General features: G+C 67.1%; 15 protein-coding genes. 10 read left to right on the top strand and 5 right to left on the bottom strand.

Annotated features, from left to right (window positions below; all coding sequences use genetic code 11):
• Genes C8J43_RS13980 through C8J43_RS13945 form a run of 8 tightly spaced genes read left to right on the top strand, consistent with a single transcriptional unit; the run spans nt 1 to nt 10,423 of the window.
• Nucleotides 1-1,041, top strand: coding sequence for an AAA family ATPase (locus tag C8J43_RS13980; RefSeq protein WP_133031378.1), 1,041 nt, complete (start codon nt 1-3; stop codon nt 1,039-1,041).
• On the top strand, nt 1,038-2,750 hold the full coding sequence (locus tag C8J43_RS13975) for a hypothetical protein (protein WP_243645573.1): 1,713 nt from the start codon (nt 1,038-1,040) through the stop codon (nt 2,748-2,750). Before C8J43_RS13980 ends, C8J43_RS13975 begins: the two co-directional genes overlap by 4 nt.
• 13 nt (nt 2,751-2,763) lie before the next feature.
• Nucleotides 2,764-3,843 (top strand): AAA family ATPase, encoded by a 1,080-nt coding sequence (locus tag C8J43_RS13970; RefSeq protein ID WP_133031377.1) that lies wholly within the window; start codon nt 2,764-2,766, stop codon nt 3,841-3,843.
• Complete coding sequence (locus C8J43_RS13965; protein ID WP_243645580.1) at nt 3,833-4,720, top strand: XrtA system polysaccharide deacetylase; 888 nt, start codon at nt 3,833-3,835, stop codon at nt 4,718-4,720. Before C8J43_RS13970 ends, C8J43_RS13965 begins: the two co-directional genes overlap by 11 nt.
• A complete protein-coding gene (locus C8J43_RS13960) occupies nt 4,717-5,757 on the top strand; it encodes a FemAB family XrtA/PEP-CTERM system-associated protein (RefSeq protein ID WP_133031376.1) in 1,041 nt (346 codons plus the stop codon). The genes C8J43_RS13965 and C8J43_RS13960 overlap by 4 nt, the downstream gene beginning before the upstream one ends.
• Nucleotides 5,754-7,037 (top strand): glycosyltransferase, encoded by a 1,284-nt coding sequence (locus C8J43_RS13955; protein ID WP_133031375.1) that lies wholly within the window; start codon nt 5,754-5,756, stop codon nt 7,035-7,037. Before C8J43_RS13960 ends, C8J43_RS13955 begins: the two co-directional genes overlap by 4 nt.
• Nucleotides 7,034-8,536 carry an exosortase A gene (gene xrtA / locus C8J43_RS13950; protein ID WP_133031374.1) on the top strand — a complete coding sequence of 501 codons (1,503 nt, stop codon included), beginning with the start codon at nt 7,034-7,036 and terminating at the stop codon, nt 8,534-8,536. Before C8J43_RS13955 ends, xrtA begins: the two co-directional genes overlap by 4 nt.
• Nucleotides 8,537-10,423, top strand: a complete 1,887-nt coding sequence (locus C8J43_RS13945) for an XrtA/PEP-CTERM system amidotransferase (RefSeq protein WP_133031373.1) — start codon at nt 8,537-8,539, stop codon at nt 10,421-10,423. It abuts the gene before it with no gap.
• 3 nt (nt 10,424-10,426) lie between these two features.
• Here the strand turns inward: C8J43_RS13945 and C8J43_RS13940 are convergent, their stop codons facing one another.
• The 5 genes from C8J43_RS13940 to C8J43_RS13920 all read right to left on the bottom strand — a co-directional run bounded on the left by C8J43_RS13940 (nt 10,427) and on the right by C8J43_RS13920 (nt 14,858).
• Nucleotides 10,427-10,621 carry a hypothetical protein gene (locus C8J43_RS13940; RefSeq protein WP_133031372.1) on the bottom strand — a complete coding sequence of 65 codons (195 nt, stop codon included), beginning with the start codon at nt 10,619-10,621 and terminating at the stop codon, nt 10,427-10,429.
• A gap of 67 nt (nt 10,622-10,688) precedes the next feature.
• Nucleotides 10,689-11,693: an alpha/beta hydrolase gene (locus C8J43_RS13935; protein WP_133031371.1), complete on the bottom strand. Its 1,005-nt coding sequence runs from the start codon at nt 11,691-11,693 to the stop codon at nt 10,689-10,691.
• A gap of 74 nt (nt 11,694-11,767) precedes the next feature.
• Nucleotides 11,768-12,193 carry an MAPEG family protein gene (locus C8J43_RS13930; protein WP_133031370.1) on the bottom strand — a complete coding sequence of 142 codons (426 nt, stop codon included), beginning with the start codon at nt 12,191-12,193 and terminating at the stop codon, nt 11,768-11,770.
• A gap of 205 nt (nt 12,194-12,398) precedes the next feature.
• On the bottom strand, nt 12,399-13,460 hold the full coding sequence (locus tag C8J43_RS13925; protein WP_056048328.1) for a deoxyhypusine synthase: 1,062 nt from the start codon (nt 13,458-13,460) through the stop codon (nt 12,399-12,401).
• 162 nt (nt 13,461-13,622) lie between these two features.
• Complete coding sequence (locus C8J43_RS13920; protein WP_133031369.1) at nt 13,623-14,858, bottom strand: type III PLP-dependent enzyme; 1,236 nt, start codon at nt 14,856-14,858, stop codon at nt 13,623-13,625.
• A gap of 137 nt (nt 14,859-14,995) precedes the next feature.
• Between C8J43_RS13920 and C8J43_RS13915 the strand changes: the two genes are divergently transcribed.
• Both C8J43_RS13915 and C8J43_RS13910 read left to right on the top strand, forming a co-directional pair.
• Nucleotides 14,996-15,958 (top strand): threonine/serine dehydratase, encoded by a 963-nt coding sequence (locus C8J43_RS13915; protein ID WP_207893393.1) that lies wholly within the window; start codon nt 14,996-14,998, stop codon nt 15,956-15,958.
• A complete protein-coding gene (locus tag C8J43_RS13910; RefSeq protein ID WP_133031368.1) occupies nt 15,955-16,134 on the top strand; it encodes a hypothetical protein in 180 nt (59 codons plus the stop codon). The genes C8J43_RS13915 and C8J43_RS13910 overlap by 4 nt, the downstream gene beginning before the upstream one ends.
• Nucleotides 16,135-16,204: the final 70 nt, after the last annotated feature.

Genomic DNA, 16,204 nt, shown 5'->3' with positions numbered 1-16,204 from the left:
ATGACCGTGACGAAACCTGATCGCGAACCCTCGCTGCTCGAACGCGCAGCCAAGGTCTACGACTTCAACGCGCATCTGCGCGCGCGAAGCGCTCCGCCGGCGCCGGTCGACGATCTCCAGCCTGTGAACGTTCCTGCCGTCGACGATCTCCAGACCGAGGCACCGGACCGCGCGCCGACCCACGGTCCCGCCTTCGACGCGACATTCGAGGACGCCAGCTTCCTGGCGATCCCCGAAGAACTGCGCGCGCCGATCGGCAGCGAACTGTCCGACGAATTCTACCTGCCGCCGGACCATTCTGACGATACCGCGCGGATCGATCGTGGCATGCTGGCGGCAAACGGCATGATCGTGCCCGGCGCGCCGGTCGGTCCGCTCGCCGAAGAGTTTCGCCTGATCAAGCGCCAGCTGCTGATCGCCAGCGCGCGGATCGCGGAAAGCGACAGCCCCGAAAAGGCGCGTATGATCCTGGTCTGCTCGGCACGGCCCGAGGACGGCAAGACCTTCTGCGCGATCAACCTTGCGCTCTCGATCGCCGCCGAGCGCGACACCGAAGTGCTGCTCGTCGATGCCGACGTCGCCAAGCCCGATGTCGCCAACCAGCTTGGGCTCAGCGCCGGTGCCGGACTGCTCGATGCGCTTGCGGATTCTGCGATCGATGTCGAGGATCTCGTGATCCGGACCGACGTGGCGCACCTCTCGGTGCTGCCCGCGGGGACCAAGACCGCGATGGACACCGAACTGCTCGCCAGTGCGCGGACCAGAACCGTGATCGCGCGGCTGCTCGCGGCCAACCCCCGCCGCATCGTCATATTCGACTCGCCACCCGCGCTCGCCGCGTCGCCCGCCTCGGTGCTGGCGATGCGCGTCGGCCAGGTGATGCTCGTCGTACGCGCCGATCGCACGCCCGAAAGCGAACTCCGCGCTGCGGTCAACCTGCTCGACGGATGCGAGCACATCCAGCTCGTCCTGAACGCCGTGTCGTTCGTGCAGGGCGGCGCGCGGTTCGGCAGCTATTACGGCCATGAGGTGTCGCAGTGAGCCGGCACGCGTTCCGGATACTCGCGCTGGCGGGCACGACGCTGACGTTCGGCGCGCCGGCGGCGGCCCAGACCATCCAGTCGGGGCAGGCGGGGGCGACCGATCAACCCGCGCAACTGGAGCAGACCGCGCAGTCCGGCCAGACCCAACGACGCGTGTCGGTCAGACCCTATATCGAGGCGAGCCAGATTTTCGACGCCGACCTCGATGGCGGCGACGTGCTCACCTACACCAGCCTTGCCGCCGGCGTGGATGCGGCGATCGCGACGCAGCGCGTGTCGGGGCAGGTCAGCTACCGCTACGAACACCGGTTCGCCTGGAACAAGAACGCCGTCGACAACGACATTCACTCGGGACTTGCGCGCGTCGACGCCCGCGTGACGCCGAACCTGACGCTCGAGGCAGGCGGTATCGCCACGCGGACCCGCTCCGATATCCGCGGCGCCGCACCGGGCCTGCTGATCGGCAATGTCGACAACGTGTCGCAGCTCTACTCGGTCTATGCCGGACCGAGCCTGACCACGCGCGCCGGCCCGGTCACGTTCGATGCGAACTATCGCCTCGGCTACACCAAGGTCCAGACCCCCACCTTCGGCGGATCGACGCTCGCGGGCCAGCGGCTGGATTATTACGACGATTCGATCGGCAACACCGTGACCGCGCGCGCCTCGACCGCGCCGGGCAGCGTGGCGCCCTTCGGCATCACGGTCAGCGGCGCGTACGACCGCGAAACGGCCAGCCAGCTCGAGCAGCGGTACGAGGGCTATTACGGCCGCGGCGATATCCTCCAGCCGATCTCGCCCTATGTCGCGCTGACCGCAGGCGTCGGCTACGAGAAGATCGAGACCAGCCAGAAGGATGCGCTGGTCGATGCAGCCGGTGCGCCGGTGCTCGACAGGGACGGCCGGTTCGTCACCAACGACGCGTCGCCGCGGCGGATCGCGTATCGTACCGACGGCCTGTATTACGATGCGGGCGTGATCTGGCGACCCAACCGCCGGACCTCGGTCGAGGGGCATCTCGGCAAGCGCTATGGTTCGCTCAGCTTCACCGGCACCGCGACGTACCAAGCGTCGAAGTCAGTCGGCATGGCGGTCAACGTCTATGACGGCATCCAGACCTTCGGCCGCCAGCTTCGCACCGGTCTCGGCAATCTGCCGACCAGTTTCATTTCGGGCGGGCAGCAGGGCTTCGGCCAGCAGTTCAACGGTTGCGTGTTCGGCACCAGCGGCGCGCAGCCGGGTGGTTGTCTCGACAACGTGTTCCAGTCGATCTCGACCGCGAGCTACCGCGCACGCGGGGTCGACGGCGTGATCGTCGCCACCCGTGGTCGTTCGACTTGGGGCGGCGGCGTGGGCTACACCAATCGCCGTCTCTATGCGCCCGACGGCGCGCCGGGGCTGGTCGTCACCGGGCTCGAAGACCAGAGCTATTACGCACAGCTTTTCTATGCGCGGTCGCTCAGTCAGGTCTCGGGGATCAACGCGGACCTGTTCGCGAACTATTACGAGCCGGGCGTCGCCAATGTCCCGCTCGAGGCCATCTCGGGTGACGACAGCGTCTGGTCGTACGGCGCGACCGGCACCTATTATCGATATTTCGGGCGACTTGGCACCTCCGCGTCGCTCGGACTTTACAGCTTCAAGGTCGGTGACCTCGACAGCGACTGGTCGGCGCAGGCGCTGATCGGTGCGCGGTACCAGTTCTGAAGGCGAGTAAGATATGTACGACGAGCATTATGGTCTGACGGGTCGGCCGTTCCAGCTGACCCCCGATCCCAAATTCTGGTTCGAGACCGCGACGCACCGCAAGGCGATGGCGTATCTCGGCTATGGTCTGGCGCAGGGCGAGGGCTTTATCGTCATCACCGGCGATATCGGCGCGGGCAAGACGACGCTGGTCGGCCATCTCATGGATACGATCGATCACCAGCGGTTGAACGCGATCCGGCTCGTGTCCACCGCGATCGAGGCGGACGATCTGCTGCGGATCGTCGCCACCGAACTGAAGGTCGATCCCGCCCGGCTGACCAAGGCCGAGTTGCTCACCGCGATCGAGCGCGGGCTGCACGCGGTCGCGCGGACCGGCAAGCGGACACTGCTGATCGTTGACGAAGCGCAGGCGCTGCCGATCTCTGCGCTCGAAGAATTGCGGATGCTGTCGAACTTCCAGGCCGGCGGGCACGCGCTGCTCCAGATCGTCCTCCTCGGCCAGCCCGAGTTTCGCGATCGGCTGCACGGCTCGGACCGGCTCGAACAGCTCCGCCAGCGCGTGATCGCGATCCACCATCTCGATCCGATGGAGGCGGACGAGGTGTCGGAATATCTGGCGCACCGTCTGTCGGTGGTCGGCTGGACCGGCAATCCCGATTTCGCGGACGATGCGTTCGCCGCCTTCTACGCCGGCTCGGCAGGCGTGCCGCGTCGCCTGAACATGCTCGCCGGCCGGGTGATGCTGCATGCCGCGATCGAGGACCTGACGGTGATCGACGCTGCCGTCGTGCGCGCGGTCCAGCGCGATCTCGAAGGTGACCTGCCGACGATCGCGACGGATACCGCGAAGAATGCGCACGTCTCGGAGGCTGGGACCGATCGTCAGGCCGCGCCCGCTTCCGTCCCCACCATGGCGCCCCTCGATCCGGCGATCGTCGACCGGATCGCCGATCTGGAGGCGCGCGTCGAATTGCAGGATGAGGCGCTGCGCCGTGTGCTGACCTTGCTCGTCGACTGGGTCGAGAGCGATACCGACAAGCCCGACTATTCGCCGATCCGCGGCGTTGCTGCCTGGCATGATGCGGCCTGACGTGACGGCGCGGAAACCTACCGTTCTCAATGGCCCCGTTCTCAATGGCATGTCGGTCGATGTCGAGGACTGGTTTCAAGTCGGTGCGTTCGAAAACGTGATCGACAAGGCGGACTGGGACTCGCTGCTGCCGCGCGTCGAGGCGAACACCGACGCGGTCCTCGCGCTGTTTGCCGAACGCGATACGAAGGCGACGTTCTTCACGCTCGGCTGGGTCGCGCACCGCTATCCCGCGCTGATCCGGCGGATCGTCGATGCCGGGCATGAGATCGCCAGCCACGGCTGGGATCACCAGCGCGTCTTCACGATGACGCCGGAGGTGTTCCGCGCCGATCTGGTGCGCGCGCGCAAGGCGATCGAGGATGCGGCGGGTACCAAAGTCACTGGCTACCGCGCACCGAGCTTCTCGATCGATCAGCGGACGCCCTGGGCGCATGTCGAACTGGCCGAGGCGGGCTATGCCTATTCCTCGAGCGTCGCGCCGGTGAAGCACGATCATTATGGCTGGCTCGACGCGCCGCGCTACGGGTTCAAGCCGCTTGCCGACAGCGCGCTGATCGAGGTGCCGGTGACGGTCGCCAAACTCGGCGAGCGCAAGCTGGCCACGGGCGGCGGTTTCTTCCGCCTGCTCCCCGCGGCAATCACCGATTTCGCGGTGCGTCAGGTCAATCGCGAAGACCGGCCGGCGATGTTCTACTTCCACCCCTGGGAGATCGATCCGTCGCAACCACGCGTTGCCGCGGCACCGTTGCGGTCGAAGATCCGGCATTATTCGCGGTTGGGCGCGATGGCGGGCAAGTTGCGCGGGCTGCTCGGGCGCCACGCCTGGGGCCGCGTCGACACGGTCGTCGCACGCGAAGCGGCTCGGCTGGCGTGACCGCGCCGATGCCCGTCGGCGTGCGCGAAGCGGACCTTCGCGATCCGGCGGCGTGCGCGCAGATCGAAGCGTTCGTCGCGATGACGGAGGGCGCCACGCCGTTTCACCTGCCCGCATGGAGCCGCGCGGTGCAGGAAGGCTGTGGCCAGCGCGCGCGCTATCTGCTGTCGGAGGACGCGCGCGGTGCGATCGTCGGCGTGCTGCCGCTGACCGAGATGCGCTCGCCGCTGTTCGGGCGCGCGCTGGTGTCGACCGGGTTCGGCGTCGATGGCGGCGTGCTCGGGGATGCGGTCGAGCCGCTCGCGGCGGGGGCGTGGAACCTCGCGCTACGAATCGGCTGTCCGTCGGTCGAACTGCGCGGCGGTCGGGCGCCTGAGGGTTGGGCAAGCGATGATACCAGCTATCTCGGCTTCGCGCGCGATCTGGCGGTGGACGACGACGCCGAACTGCTCGCGATCCCGCGGAAACAGCGCGCCGAAGTTCGTCGGTCGCTCGGGTTCGATCTGGAGATCGTGACGGGCAACGACCGCAAACTGCTCGCAGAGCATTATCATGTCTACGCGGAGTCGGTCCGCAATCTCGGCACGCCGGTCTTTCCAGCAAAAATTTTCCGTAGCGTTGTGAATACTATGGATGCCGATGTTCTGACCGTCCGGCATGAGGGCAGGGCGGTGGCAAGCGTCCTCAGCCTGTATCATGACGGCATCGTCTATCCCTATTGGGGCGGCGGCACCGACGCCGCGCGGGGCCTTCGTGCGAACGACCGGATGTATTTCGCACTGATGGCGCACGCGCGCGCGCGGGGATGCACGCGGTTCGATTTCGGGCGCTCGAAGACCGGTACCGGGGCGGCGGCGTTCAAGAAGAACTGGGGGTTCGTGCCCGAGCCGAGACTGTACGCCAAGCGCAGCAACGGACCCGCGCGCGAGGTCAATCCGCTCAACCCCAAATATGCGCTGATGGTGCGGACGTGGAAGCGGTTGCCGCTGTGGGCCGCCAACGCCGCCGGGCCGTGGATCTCCCGAGGTCTGGGGTGAGCTTGCTGTTCCTGGCGCACCGCGTGCCGTTCCCGCCCGACCGCGGCGACAAGATCCGCAGCTTTCACATCCTCCAGTATCTGGCGAAGCGAGCGCGCGTCCATCTGGTCGCGTTTGCGGACGACGCGGCGGACGTCGATCCGCCGACGGCGTTCACGGACATGCTGGCGAGCTGCACGATCGTGCCGCGCACCAAGTCTCAGAAGCGGGCGGCGGTCGAGGCGTTGGCGACCGGCAGGCCGGTATCGCTGACCGCGTTCGCGCATCCCGCGATGCAGGCGGCGGTGGACCGCGTGATGCGCGTCGTCGACGGCGTCTACTGTTTCTCAGGCCAGATGGCGCAGTATCTGCCGGTCGACGCACCGCCGGTGGTGATGGATTTCGTGGACGTCGATTCCGCTAAGTTCGCCGGGTTCGCTGAGGACACACGCGGCCCCATGCGCTGGATGATGCGGCGCGAAGCCCGGCTGCTCGGCGCGTTCGAGCGGCAGGTAGCGGCGCGAGTTTCTGCCAGCCTGTTCGTCAGCGACGCCGAAGCCGCGATGTTTCGCGACGGCGGCGCGACCGGGCGTGTGCTCGCTGTCGAAAACGGCATCGACTCGGTAAAGTTCGATCCGGCAGCGCAATTCGCTAATCCTGCCCCCCTCCCTGAAAGGGAGGGGCCGGGGGTGGGTTGGTTTCCTCAAGCTCAAACGCCCGTGGCAAAAGCCGGCCGACCCACCCCCAACCCCTCCCTCTCAGGGAGGGGGGCAGAAGCGGTGGCAGAAGCGCTGATCGTCTTCACCGGGCAGATGGACTACCGCCCCAACATCGACGCCGTCACCTGGTTCGCGCGCGACATCCTCCCGCTCGTCCGCCAGCACACGCCCGCGCGGTTCGCGATCGTCGGCCGCGCGCCCACGTCCGCAGTCCACGCGCTCGCAGGCGACCACGTCACCGTCACCGGCGAAGTCGACGACGTCCGCGGCTGGCTTGCTGCCGCCGATGTCTGCGTCGCGCCCCTCAAACTCGCGCGCGGGATCCAGAACAAGGTGCTCGAGGCGATGGCGATGGCGCGTCCGGTCGTCGCCTCCACCGCCGCGGCCGAGGGGATCGACCACGCCGGCACGATCCGCGTCGCCGAAACCGCGCGCGACTTCGCCGACCAGGTAATCGCGCTGCTCGACGCCCCCGAAGCCGCCGCCGAACTCGGCACCGCCGCTCGTGCGCAGGTGATCCGACGCTACAGCTGGGACGCACGCCTCGCGCCGCTCGACGCATTGCTCGACCTCGAAGCATGACCCACTGGCGCCGCCACGGGATCGCGCTCGCGTTGGTGATGGCGATCATCCTGCTGATCTTCCGCAGCGACGTCCGCGATCTCGCGCGGATCTGGTGGACCAGCACGACCTTCGGGCATTGCCTCTTCATCGGTCCGGTGATCGCCTGGCTGGTATGGCAGCGCCGCACCGAGCTGGCTAAGCTCGTGCCGACCGGCTGGTGGCCGGGGCTCGCGCTGATCGCGATCGGCGGGGTCGGCTGGCTGATGGGCGACGCCGCCTCGGTCGGTTTCGCGCGCCAACTCGGGCTGGTGATGATGCTGCAAGGCGCCGTATTGACGATCCTCGGCCCCAATGTCGCGCGCGGACTGCTGTTCCCCCTGTGCTACGCATTCTTCCTCGTGCCGTTCGGCGAAGGTCTCGAACCGCCGCTCCAGACCGTGACGGTCGCGATCGTCATGCCGTTGCTGCACGTGGTCGGCGTGCCCGCGGTGGTCGACGGCGTGCTGATCCACGCGGGCCGCTATTATTTCGAGGTGGCGGAGGCGTGCTCGGGCACCAAGTTCGTTATCGCAATGGTCGCGTTCGGCGTGCTGGTGGCCAATCTGTGCTTCGTCTCCCGCCGACGTAGGGCGATCTTCCTGGTTGTCTCGGTAGTCGTGCCGGTGATCGCCAACGGTATCCGCGCGTTCGGGACGATCTGGGCGGCCGACCTGACCTCGGTTGAGGCGGCGACCGGGATCGACCACATCATCTATGGCTGGGTGTTCTTCGGCGTGGTTATGGCGGGCGTACTGGCGATCGGCTGGCGGTGGTTCGACCGCGCACCCGATGATCCCGCGTTCGACCCCGCGACGCTCAAGGCGCCGCCCCGCCATCGTACCGGCGCGGTGCTCGCCGCCTGTCTCGCGGTGGCGACCGTCGCGGTGTTCCCCGCCTGGAGCGCTGCGGTCGCCGGGCGGGCCCAGCGATTGCCCGCGCATATCGACCTGCCCGAGATTGCCGGCTGGCACCGCGTGCCGGTCAGCACGCGCGCGCCGTGGATGCCCTATTATCCCGGCGCGGATCATTATCTGTTCGGCCGCTATGGCGACGCCTCGGGAGCGACCGTCGACATGAGCATCGCGGTGTTCGGCAGCCAGCACGAGGGCAAGGAACTGATCGCGTTCGGCACCGGCGTGCTGCGCGAGGAAGATCGCTGGGTGCGCGTCGCCGATCTTCCCAACATCGTCGACGCGAGCGGCGCGGGTGGCAGCGTCATGCGAATCACCGCGCCCGGCCCCGTGGAGCGGATCGTCGCGACGTGGTACCGGGTGGGCGATGCAACCACCCATGACGAGACGCTGGTGAAGATCGAGACGATGAAGGCGCGGCTGCTCGGCGGTCCGCAACGCGCGGTGGCGATCCACCTGTCGACCGAGAGCGCCGATCCGCGCCCGATCGCGCGCTTCCTATCCGCGCTCGGGCCGCTCGACCGGATCGCCGATCGCGCCGCGGGCCAAATCGCGGGGGCACGCTAGATGTGCGGCATCGCCGGGATCTTCCACCCGGGTACCCCCAAGCCGGTCGAGCCCAACCGCGTCCTCGCGATGATCGCCGCGCAGGCGCATCGTGGCCCCGACGGCGATGGAATCTGGACCGCGCCGGGGGTCGGCCTCGGCCATCGTCGCCTCTCGATCATCGATCTCGAGGGCTCGCCGCAGCCGATGTCGGACGGGTCGCTGACGATCACGTATAATGGCGAGATCTACAACTTCGCCGACCTCCGCGCCGAACTGACCGCCAAGGGCGCGATCTTCCGGACCGGGGGCGATACCGAAGTCCTGCTGCACGGCTGGCGCGCCTGGGGCCCGTCGATGCTCGATCGGCTCAACGGTATGTTCGCGTTCGCGATCCACGATTCGCAGGCGCACACGTTGTTCCTCGCGCGCGACCGCATGGGGGTGAAGCCGCTCCACTATGTCGAGCTCGCGGACGGGTCGCTGGCCTTCGCGTCCGAGCTGAAGGGCCTGCTAGCGCACCCGCAACTGCGCCGCGTGCCGGATCTGGGCGCAGTCGAGGACTATCTGGCGTTCGGTTACGTGCCCGACGACGCGTGTATCGTCGCAGGCGTGAAGAAGCTCGCGGCCGGCCATTTCCTGCTGATCGAGCGCGGGCGTCCGGTGCCGCAACCGCGCAAATGGTGGGACATCGACTTCTCCAATCGCGCGACCGGCTCGGCCAAGGCGCTCGGCGAGGAACTGGTCGACCGGATGCGCGCCGGCGTACGCTCGCGAATGGTCGCCGACGTTCCGCTCGGCGCGTTCCTGTCGGGCGGCGTCGACAGCTCGGCGGTCGTCGCCTTGATGGCCGAGGCGAGCCCGAAGGCGGTTCGAACCTGCACGATCGGGTTTGACGAGGCGGGGCATGACGAGCGCGCATACGCCGACACGGTCGCGCGCCGGTTCGCGACCGATCACCGCGAACGCGTCGTCGCGTCGGGCGATTTCGGCCTGATCGACACGCTCGTCGCAAGCTTCGATGAGCCCTTTGCCGACGGATCCGCGCTCGCGACCTATCAGGTCTGCGCCTTGGCGCGTGAAAGCGTCACCGTGGCCTTGTCCGGCGACGGCGCGGACGAAGCGCTCGCCGGCTATCGTCGGTATAAATTCCAAGCGGCGGAAGAGCGCGTCCGTGGCCTGCTCCCGGCGCATCTTCGTACCGAGGTCTTCGGAACGCTGGGCCGGTTCTATCCGAAGGCCGACTGGGCGCCGCGTCCGCTGCGCGCCAAGTCGACGCTGCTTGCGCTGGCGCAAGGTGGCGGCGAGGCGTATGCGCGATCGGTCGGCGTGACGGGACCGGAGCTTCGCGCGCAACTGTTCGCTGCCGGTGCCCGCGCGCAGCTCGGCGGCTATCGCGCGGAAGATCGCTATGTCGCGACGATGGCGAACGCGCCCGCGCGCGATGCGATCGACCGCGCGCAATATGCCGATATCAAGCACTGGCTGCCCGGCGATATCCTCACCAAGGTCGATCGCACCAGCATGGCGGTCGGGCTGGAGGCGCGCGAGCCGCTGCTCGATCACCGCCTGATCGAATTCTGCGCGACCTTGCCGGCGAACATGCGGCTCCGTCGCGGCGAGGGCAAATGGCTGATGAAGAAGGCGATGGAGCCCTATCTGCCGCGCGAGATTCTGTATCGCCAGAAGATGGGCTTCGTCACGCCGATCAGCGCCTGGTTCAGGGGCACGCTGGCGGGCGAGGCGGTCGCGCTCGCCAAGTCGCGGACGTTGGGCGAAACCGGGTGGTTCGACATGGCGACGATCGCCCGGATCGCCGACGAACACCGGGCCGGACGGGCCGAGCACGGCCGCACGCTCTGGCAGTTCGTGATGCTCGAACGCTCGATGAAACGGGTGTTCGGCTAGGCTTCAATGCGGCTGCATGGGATCGACGCTGGTCCTTGCGCGCGCGATCAATGCCTCCAGCGCGGCATCGTCGAGCCGACCCGCGGTTCGCAGCGCCGCCTCGGGGGTCATCGCGATCACCGCGCCGCCGGGGCCATCGATGATGACCTCGCCCTCCTCCTGAAAAACGTCGCGGGGCTGGTCGTGCGGCTGGGTCATCGTGGCTCTCCCGGTATCGTAGGATAACGCCGGACCCCGCGACTTGCTCCCTAGACGCCCGGCGACGCTAGCCCGCGACGAGTTCACCCATCCAGCGATCGAACAACTGTGGCCACAGCGACCCCGGCGAGCGCGGCGACAGGCGTGTGCCGAAACCGTGTCCGCCATGCTGGAGGAAATGTGCCTCCGCCGGGATGAGGGCGCGACGCGCGGCGGCGAGCGTGTCGACGCTGTTCGCGACGGGCACGGTGTTATCGTCCTCGGCGTGGACGAGGAACAGTGGCGGGTCGCCGGCCTTCAACTGGCGGTCGACCGCGTAGCGCGCCTGTACCGCGGGCAGCGGATCGGGCCCGAGCAGGTTGGCGCGCGATCCGCCGTGGCTGCGGCCGGGATCCATGTTGGAGACCGCGTACATGAGCCCCGCCCAGGCGGGGCGTGCCGAATGGCGATCGGTGGCGTCGATCGGGCGGTAGGCCTTGAAGTCGTGCAACACCGTCAGCGAGCCGGCCAGATGCCCGCCTGCCGAGAAGCCGAGCACACCAAGCTTCTCCGCCCTGATCCCGTAGGTGCGCGCATTGGCGCGGATCAGCCGCATCGCGCGCTGCGCGTCGGCAAGCGGGACATCGGCGCGGTCGGCCCAGCCTTCGCCGGGCAGGCGGTAGCTCAGCACGAATGCGGTGATTCCAAAACCATTGAGGACGCGTGCGACGTCGATGCCCTCGTTGCGCAGCGAGGTGATCGAATAGCCGCCGCCGGGGACGATCAGTACCGCGCGGCCGTCGGGCCGAGCAGGGCGGAACACGCCGACCTCGGGCCGCACCACGCCGCGCATCTGGAAGTCGCGATAGCCGTCCGGGTAGCGCGGCATGCGCGGCTGTGGGACCGGCAGCGGGTTCGGTGCGCCTGGCGGAATGCCGGGCCAGAGCGCGAACCGCTCTGCGGGTGGCCACATTGGCACGTCCGTCGCGCGCGGCTGGCCAGCGGTGATTTGCGCGCCGGACCGCGCGAAGGCCGGAAGTGCTATACCGGCGGCGAGGGGGAGGGTGAGCAGCGAACGGCGATCGAAGGTCATGCCGGAATCCTAGACGATCGGATTGCCTTCGGGGAGAGGCGGACGCCGTGATCGGCGATTATTCGCAGGCGTTCTCAAAACACAGCGAGCGCGGCGTGCAGCGTGAGCGCGACGAGCATCAGGCTCGACAGCATGAAGAAGACAAAGCGGGCGCGAACGCGATTGCTGGTCGACTGGACGATGCTGTGCACGATCCGCAGCCCGACATAGGCCCAGGCGATCCAGGCGTTGACGCCGTTGCCCGTGTCGCTCAGCGCGAGCACGGCGCAAACCGCGTAGAACAGCGTCGGCTGCTCCATCAGATGATTGTGATTGTGCGCCTTCCACTGGATGTGAGGCGGCAGCGCGCGGTCGGCATCCGCCGCCTTGGTGCCGACCAGCGTCCGCATGTCGACGCCCGCCGCCTTCATCGCCGGCAGCCGGGTCGCGAGCGTCCAGACCAGCATCACGAGCGTCCACGCAATCAGCACGACCATCGGCCGCAGGATCTCGCTGTGCATGAAAAAGCCTCCCCCGGTTATCCGGAGGAGGCTGCATCAATTGCCCGGAGGGGGCAACGGTATCTCTAATCCTACCCCCCCCAGGGGGAAGTGCCAGGCGCTTGCCTGACGGAGGGGGAGGAGAGGGCAACCAGCGTTATCGCCGCCACCCCCTCCGTCGCTTCGCGCCACCTCCCCCTGGCGGGGGAGGATCAGCGAAGCCGCCTCACGCCTTGTCGAAGCTCGCGCCCCACTTGCGGACCGGACGGTCCTTCCACAGCCCACGATGATACGCATCCGACGCCAGCAACGGCATCACCGAACCGGCCTCAGCGAACACCATCTGCTCGATGCCCGTGTTCACCTTGCCCCACGAAGCAGCCTCCTGCAGCGTCGAGGACGAGCATGCACCGTCGCGCACGTCGGCGACGGTGATCTGCACCGCATACTTGTGAACCTGGACATCGTCGTGACCGAGGATCTCGGCGCAAACCACCGTGTCCTGGATGAAGTTCTTCGGCACGCCGCCGCCGATCATCAGCAGGCCCGTGGTACCGGCCTTGATCTTGATCTCGGTGAGCTCGCGGAAGTCGGCGATCGCGTCGAGGACCATGTACGGCTTGCCCGCCTTCACCGCGTCGACCTGATGCTTGACCAGACCGAAGCCTGCCGACGAATCGACGAACGCCGGGCAGAAGATTGGCACGTCATGCTCATAGGCGAGCTTGACGAGGCTGTTCTCCTTCTTGCCGTGCTCGACGAGATACTTGCCCATTTCGCGGATGAACTCGCGGCTCGAATAGGCACGCGGCTCGAGCGTCTCGGCGATTTCGAAGATCGTGTGGTCGACGTGCTGGAGCTCTTCCTCGTCGATATAGGTGTCGTAGATCCGGTCGATCATCAGCGAGCGCAGCACGTCGTCGTGCGGCACTTCGAGCGCCTGATAATGCTTGTGGCCGAGGCCCTCGAAGAAATCCATGTCGACGATCGTCGCGCCGGTCGCGACGATGCCGTCGATCATGTTGTTGCGCAGCAGCTCGGCATACAGGTCCATGCAACCGCCGGCGCTCGTCGAGCCCGCGATCACGAGGAAGATCGTGCAGTCCTTGTCGGCCAGCATCTGGTTATAGATGTCGGTCGCACGGCCGAGATCGCGGCTGGTGAACGACATCTTCTTCATCGCGTCGACGATCGGCCGCGCGTCGAAGCTGGTGATGTCGATATGCTCGACGGTGGTCGAGAGGAGTTCCGCCTTGCGCTGCGCGTCGATGCGGGTGTCTTCGGTCATGTCTAATTTCTCCTGATCCCCCCTCCCGCCTGCGGGAGGGGGCTAGGGGGTGGGCGCGCGCTCACCGCGAACGCGCCGGATGTGGAAAACGCGCGCCCACCCCTCGGTCCCCTCCCGCGAGCGGGAGGGGAAGACGAAGAGCGAACGATTACTGAGTGTTGGTTACAGCTTGACGACGTTCGACGCGAGGTCCTGGAAGCGCTCATCATACAGCGAGACCATCGGCTCGTCGGTGACGATCACCGTCTCGTCCGATCCGAACCCGTTAAACGCGGTCCGCATCGCCGAGCCGTACGCGCCCAGCATGCCGATCTCGATGTAATCGCCAGCCTGCGTGTCCGCGGGAAGCATGAACGGGCCGACCATATAATCCATGTCGTCGCACGTCGGACCATAGAAGCTGAACTCCATGTCCTTCGCACGGCTGTCCGGTTCGCGGAGCAGCTCGGTCGGGAAACGCCAGCCGATATGCGCCGCATCGAACAGCGCGCCATACGCACCGTCGTTGATGTACAGCTCGGTCCCGCGACGCTTCTCGACGCGCACGATGATCGACGAATATTCCGCGCACAATGCCCGACCCGGCTCGCACCACAGCTCGGACGAATAGCTGACGGGCAGCGATTCGAACGCACGGTGGATCGTCTCGAAGAAGTGCTCGAGCGGCGGGGGCTCCATGCCGGGATACGACGACGGGAAGCCGCCGCCGACGTCGATGACGTCGACCGTGACCGCCGCCTCGACGATCGCCGCACGGACGCGCTCCATCGCGTTCGAATAGGCCTCCGGAGTCATCGCCTGCGAGCCGACATGGAAGCAGATGCCGAGCGCGTCCGCTGCCTGGCGGGCCGCGAACAGCAACTCCTTGGCTTCGTGCGGGGCCGCACCGAACTTCGACGCCAGCGACAGCTTCGAGTGCTCCGACGACACGCGCAACCGGACGCAGAGTGTCAGATCAGAAGCTTCGCGGGTGGCGCGAACGACCTTGTCCAGCTCTTCCAGGCTGTCGAGGCTGAAGGTGCGGACGCCGTGCGTGAAATACGCCTCGGCGATCGCTTCCTCGGCCTTGACCGGGTGCATGAAGCACAGCGTAGCCTCGGAAAGCGTCCGCGCGACCAGGCGCACTTCTGCGATCGACGCCACGTCGTAATGCGTGATGCCATTGTCCCACAGGATCTGCAGGAGTTCGGGAGACGGGTTCGCCTTCACCGCATACATCGAGCGGCCCGGGAACTTCTCGACGAAGAACCGAGCGGCGCGCGCAGCAGCGTGCGGACGAACGAGCGTGACCGGGTTTACCGGACGCCCTTTAGCGATGTCGATGCCGCTCCCGATGTGGGAGGTGTCGGCGGTCGAATGGGCTTTCGCTAACCCCAGCGCGATATGATGCTTGACCAATTCAAGGGACCTCCAATGTCCTGAGACAAAATACAAAAACACTGCCTTGCGGTTGGAAGTCCCATGGGGCAGCGGAAGCGCGATCTAGGGTTACGCGCCCCCCATGTAAATAGCGTTTGGCGGATAGGAGACGGCGTGTGACGATTTTGCGACAACCGACGCGGGCAGGGGTGCGGGACGCCGCGGAAAAGATCGCCCGCATCCTCCCGCCGACACCGCTGTTCATTAGTGAAATCAAGGGCGTACCGGTGGCTTTCAAGGCCGAGTCGTTGCAACCAATCGGTGCGTTCAAGATTCGCGGCGCGTGGCATCGGCTCACCGCATTGGACGAAGCCGCGCGGAAAAAAGGTGTCGTCGCGTTCTCGTCGGGCAATCACGCGCAAGGGGTGGCGTGGGCGGCGAAACGGCTCGGCATCGCAGCGACGATCGTGATGCCGTCGGATGCGCCGCGACTGAAGCGCGAATCGACGCTGGCGCTGGGGGCCGAGGTGGTGACCTACGACCGCGTGACCGAAAGCCGCGAGACGATCGCGGCAGGGCTGGCCGAAGCGCGGGGCGCGACGCTCGTCCCGAGCTTCGACGACCCGTGGATCATCGAGGGGCAGGGTAGCACAGGCATCGAGGCGGCCACGCAGATGGCGGCGCTGGGCATGAGCGTCCCGAACCGCGTCGTCATACCCTGTGGTGGCGGCGGTCTGTCGGCAGGCATCGCGCTGGCCTTGAAGGACAGCGCGATCACCGTCGTCGAACCCGAAGGCTGGGACGACATGCGCCGCTCGCTCGAGGCATCGTGGATCGAACCCGTCGGCCCCAACCCGCCACCGACCGCCTGCGATTCGCTACAGACCTTGCGCGTATCGCAGCTGACCTTCGACGTTCTCTCGCGCCGGGACGCGACCGGCGTCGCCGTCAGCGAGTGGGAGATCGCCGCGGCACAGCGCTTGGCGGCGGAGAAACTGCATCTGGTAATCGAACCCGGCGGCGCGGTCGGTTTGGCGGCAGTCTTGTCGGGCAAAGTGAAGCTCGAACCCAGCCTGCTCGTCATCCTGTCCGGCGGCAACGTCGACCTCGCCGCCTATGCAAAGGCGATGGCAGCATGAACGCCGCACTGACCTCGATCGCCTCGGCGGCGCCGGCGATAGCGATGCTGGGTATGTTTGCCTGCCTGATCGGCGGCGTGGTGCTGATCGCAAAGAAGCGCGACCGCAAGAAGGGTGTGCTAATGCTGGTGATGGCCGCAGTCCTGCTCGCCAACGTAGCGATCTGGACGCTGTAACTCCCTCGCCCCTGCGGGGAGAGGGAAGGGGCCCGCCGCCCCTGCGGTGGGAAGGGAGAGGGGCGTTGGC

Source organism: Sphingomonas sp. PP-CE-1G-424 (assembly GCF_004341085.1).
In the GTDB taxonomy this organism is placed as follows: domain Bacteria; phylum Pseudomonadota; class Alphaproteobacteria; order Sphingomonadales; family Sphingomonadaceae; genus Sphingomonas.
The sequence above is the reverse complement of the archived record's forward strand: the minus strand, read 5'-3'. Positions and strand labels throughout refer to the sequence as shown.

What these genes read in the sequence shown, in the direction of transcription:
- C8J43_RS13965 (WP_243645580.1), top strand. Translation starts at nt 3,833, where the DNA reads ATGCGGCCTGACGTGACGGCGCGGAAACCTACCGTTCTCAATGGCCCC.
- C8J43_RS13925 (WP_056048328.1), bottom strand. Translation starts at nt 13,460, where the DNA reads ATGACCGAAGACACCCGCATCGACGCGCAGCGCAAGGCGGAACTCCTC.
- xrtA (WP_133031374.1), top strand. Translation starts at nt 7,034, where the DNA reads ATGACCCACTGGCGCCGCCACGGGATCGCGCTCGCGTTGGTGATGGCG.
- C8J43_RS13930 (WP_133031370.1), bottom strand. Translation starts at nt 12,193, where the DNA reads ATGCACAGCGAGATCCTGCGGCCGATGGTCGTGCTGATTGCGTGGACG.
- C8J43_RS13940 (WP_133031372.1), bottom strand. Translation starts at nt 10,621, where the DNA reads ATGACCCAGCCGCACGACCAGCCCCGCGACGTTTTTCAGGAGGAGGGC.
- C8J43_RS13970 (WP_133031377.1), top strand. Translation starts at nt 2,764, where the DNA reads ATGTACGACGAGCATTATGGTCTGACGGGTCGGCCGTTCCAGCTGACC.
- C8J43_RS13910 (WP_133031368.1), top strand. Translation starts at nt 15,955, where the DNA reads ATGAACGCCGCACTGACCTCGATCGCCTCGGCGGCGCCGGCGATAGCG.
- C8J43_RS13945 (WP_133031373.1), top strand. Translation starts at nt 8,537, where the DNA reads ATGTGCGGCATCGCCGGGATCTTCCACCCGGGTACCCCCAAGCCGGTC.
- C8J43_RS13935 (WP_133031371.1), bottom strand. Translation starts at nt 11,693, where the DNA reads ATGACCTTCGATCGCCGTTCGCTGCTCACCCTCCCCCTCGCCGCCGGT.
- C8J43_RS13980 (WP_133031378.1), top strand. Translation starts at nt 1, where the DNA reads ATGACCGTGACGAAACCTGATCGCGAACCCTCGCTGCTCGAACGCGCA.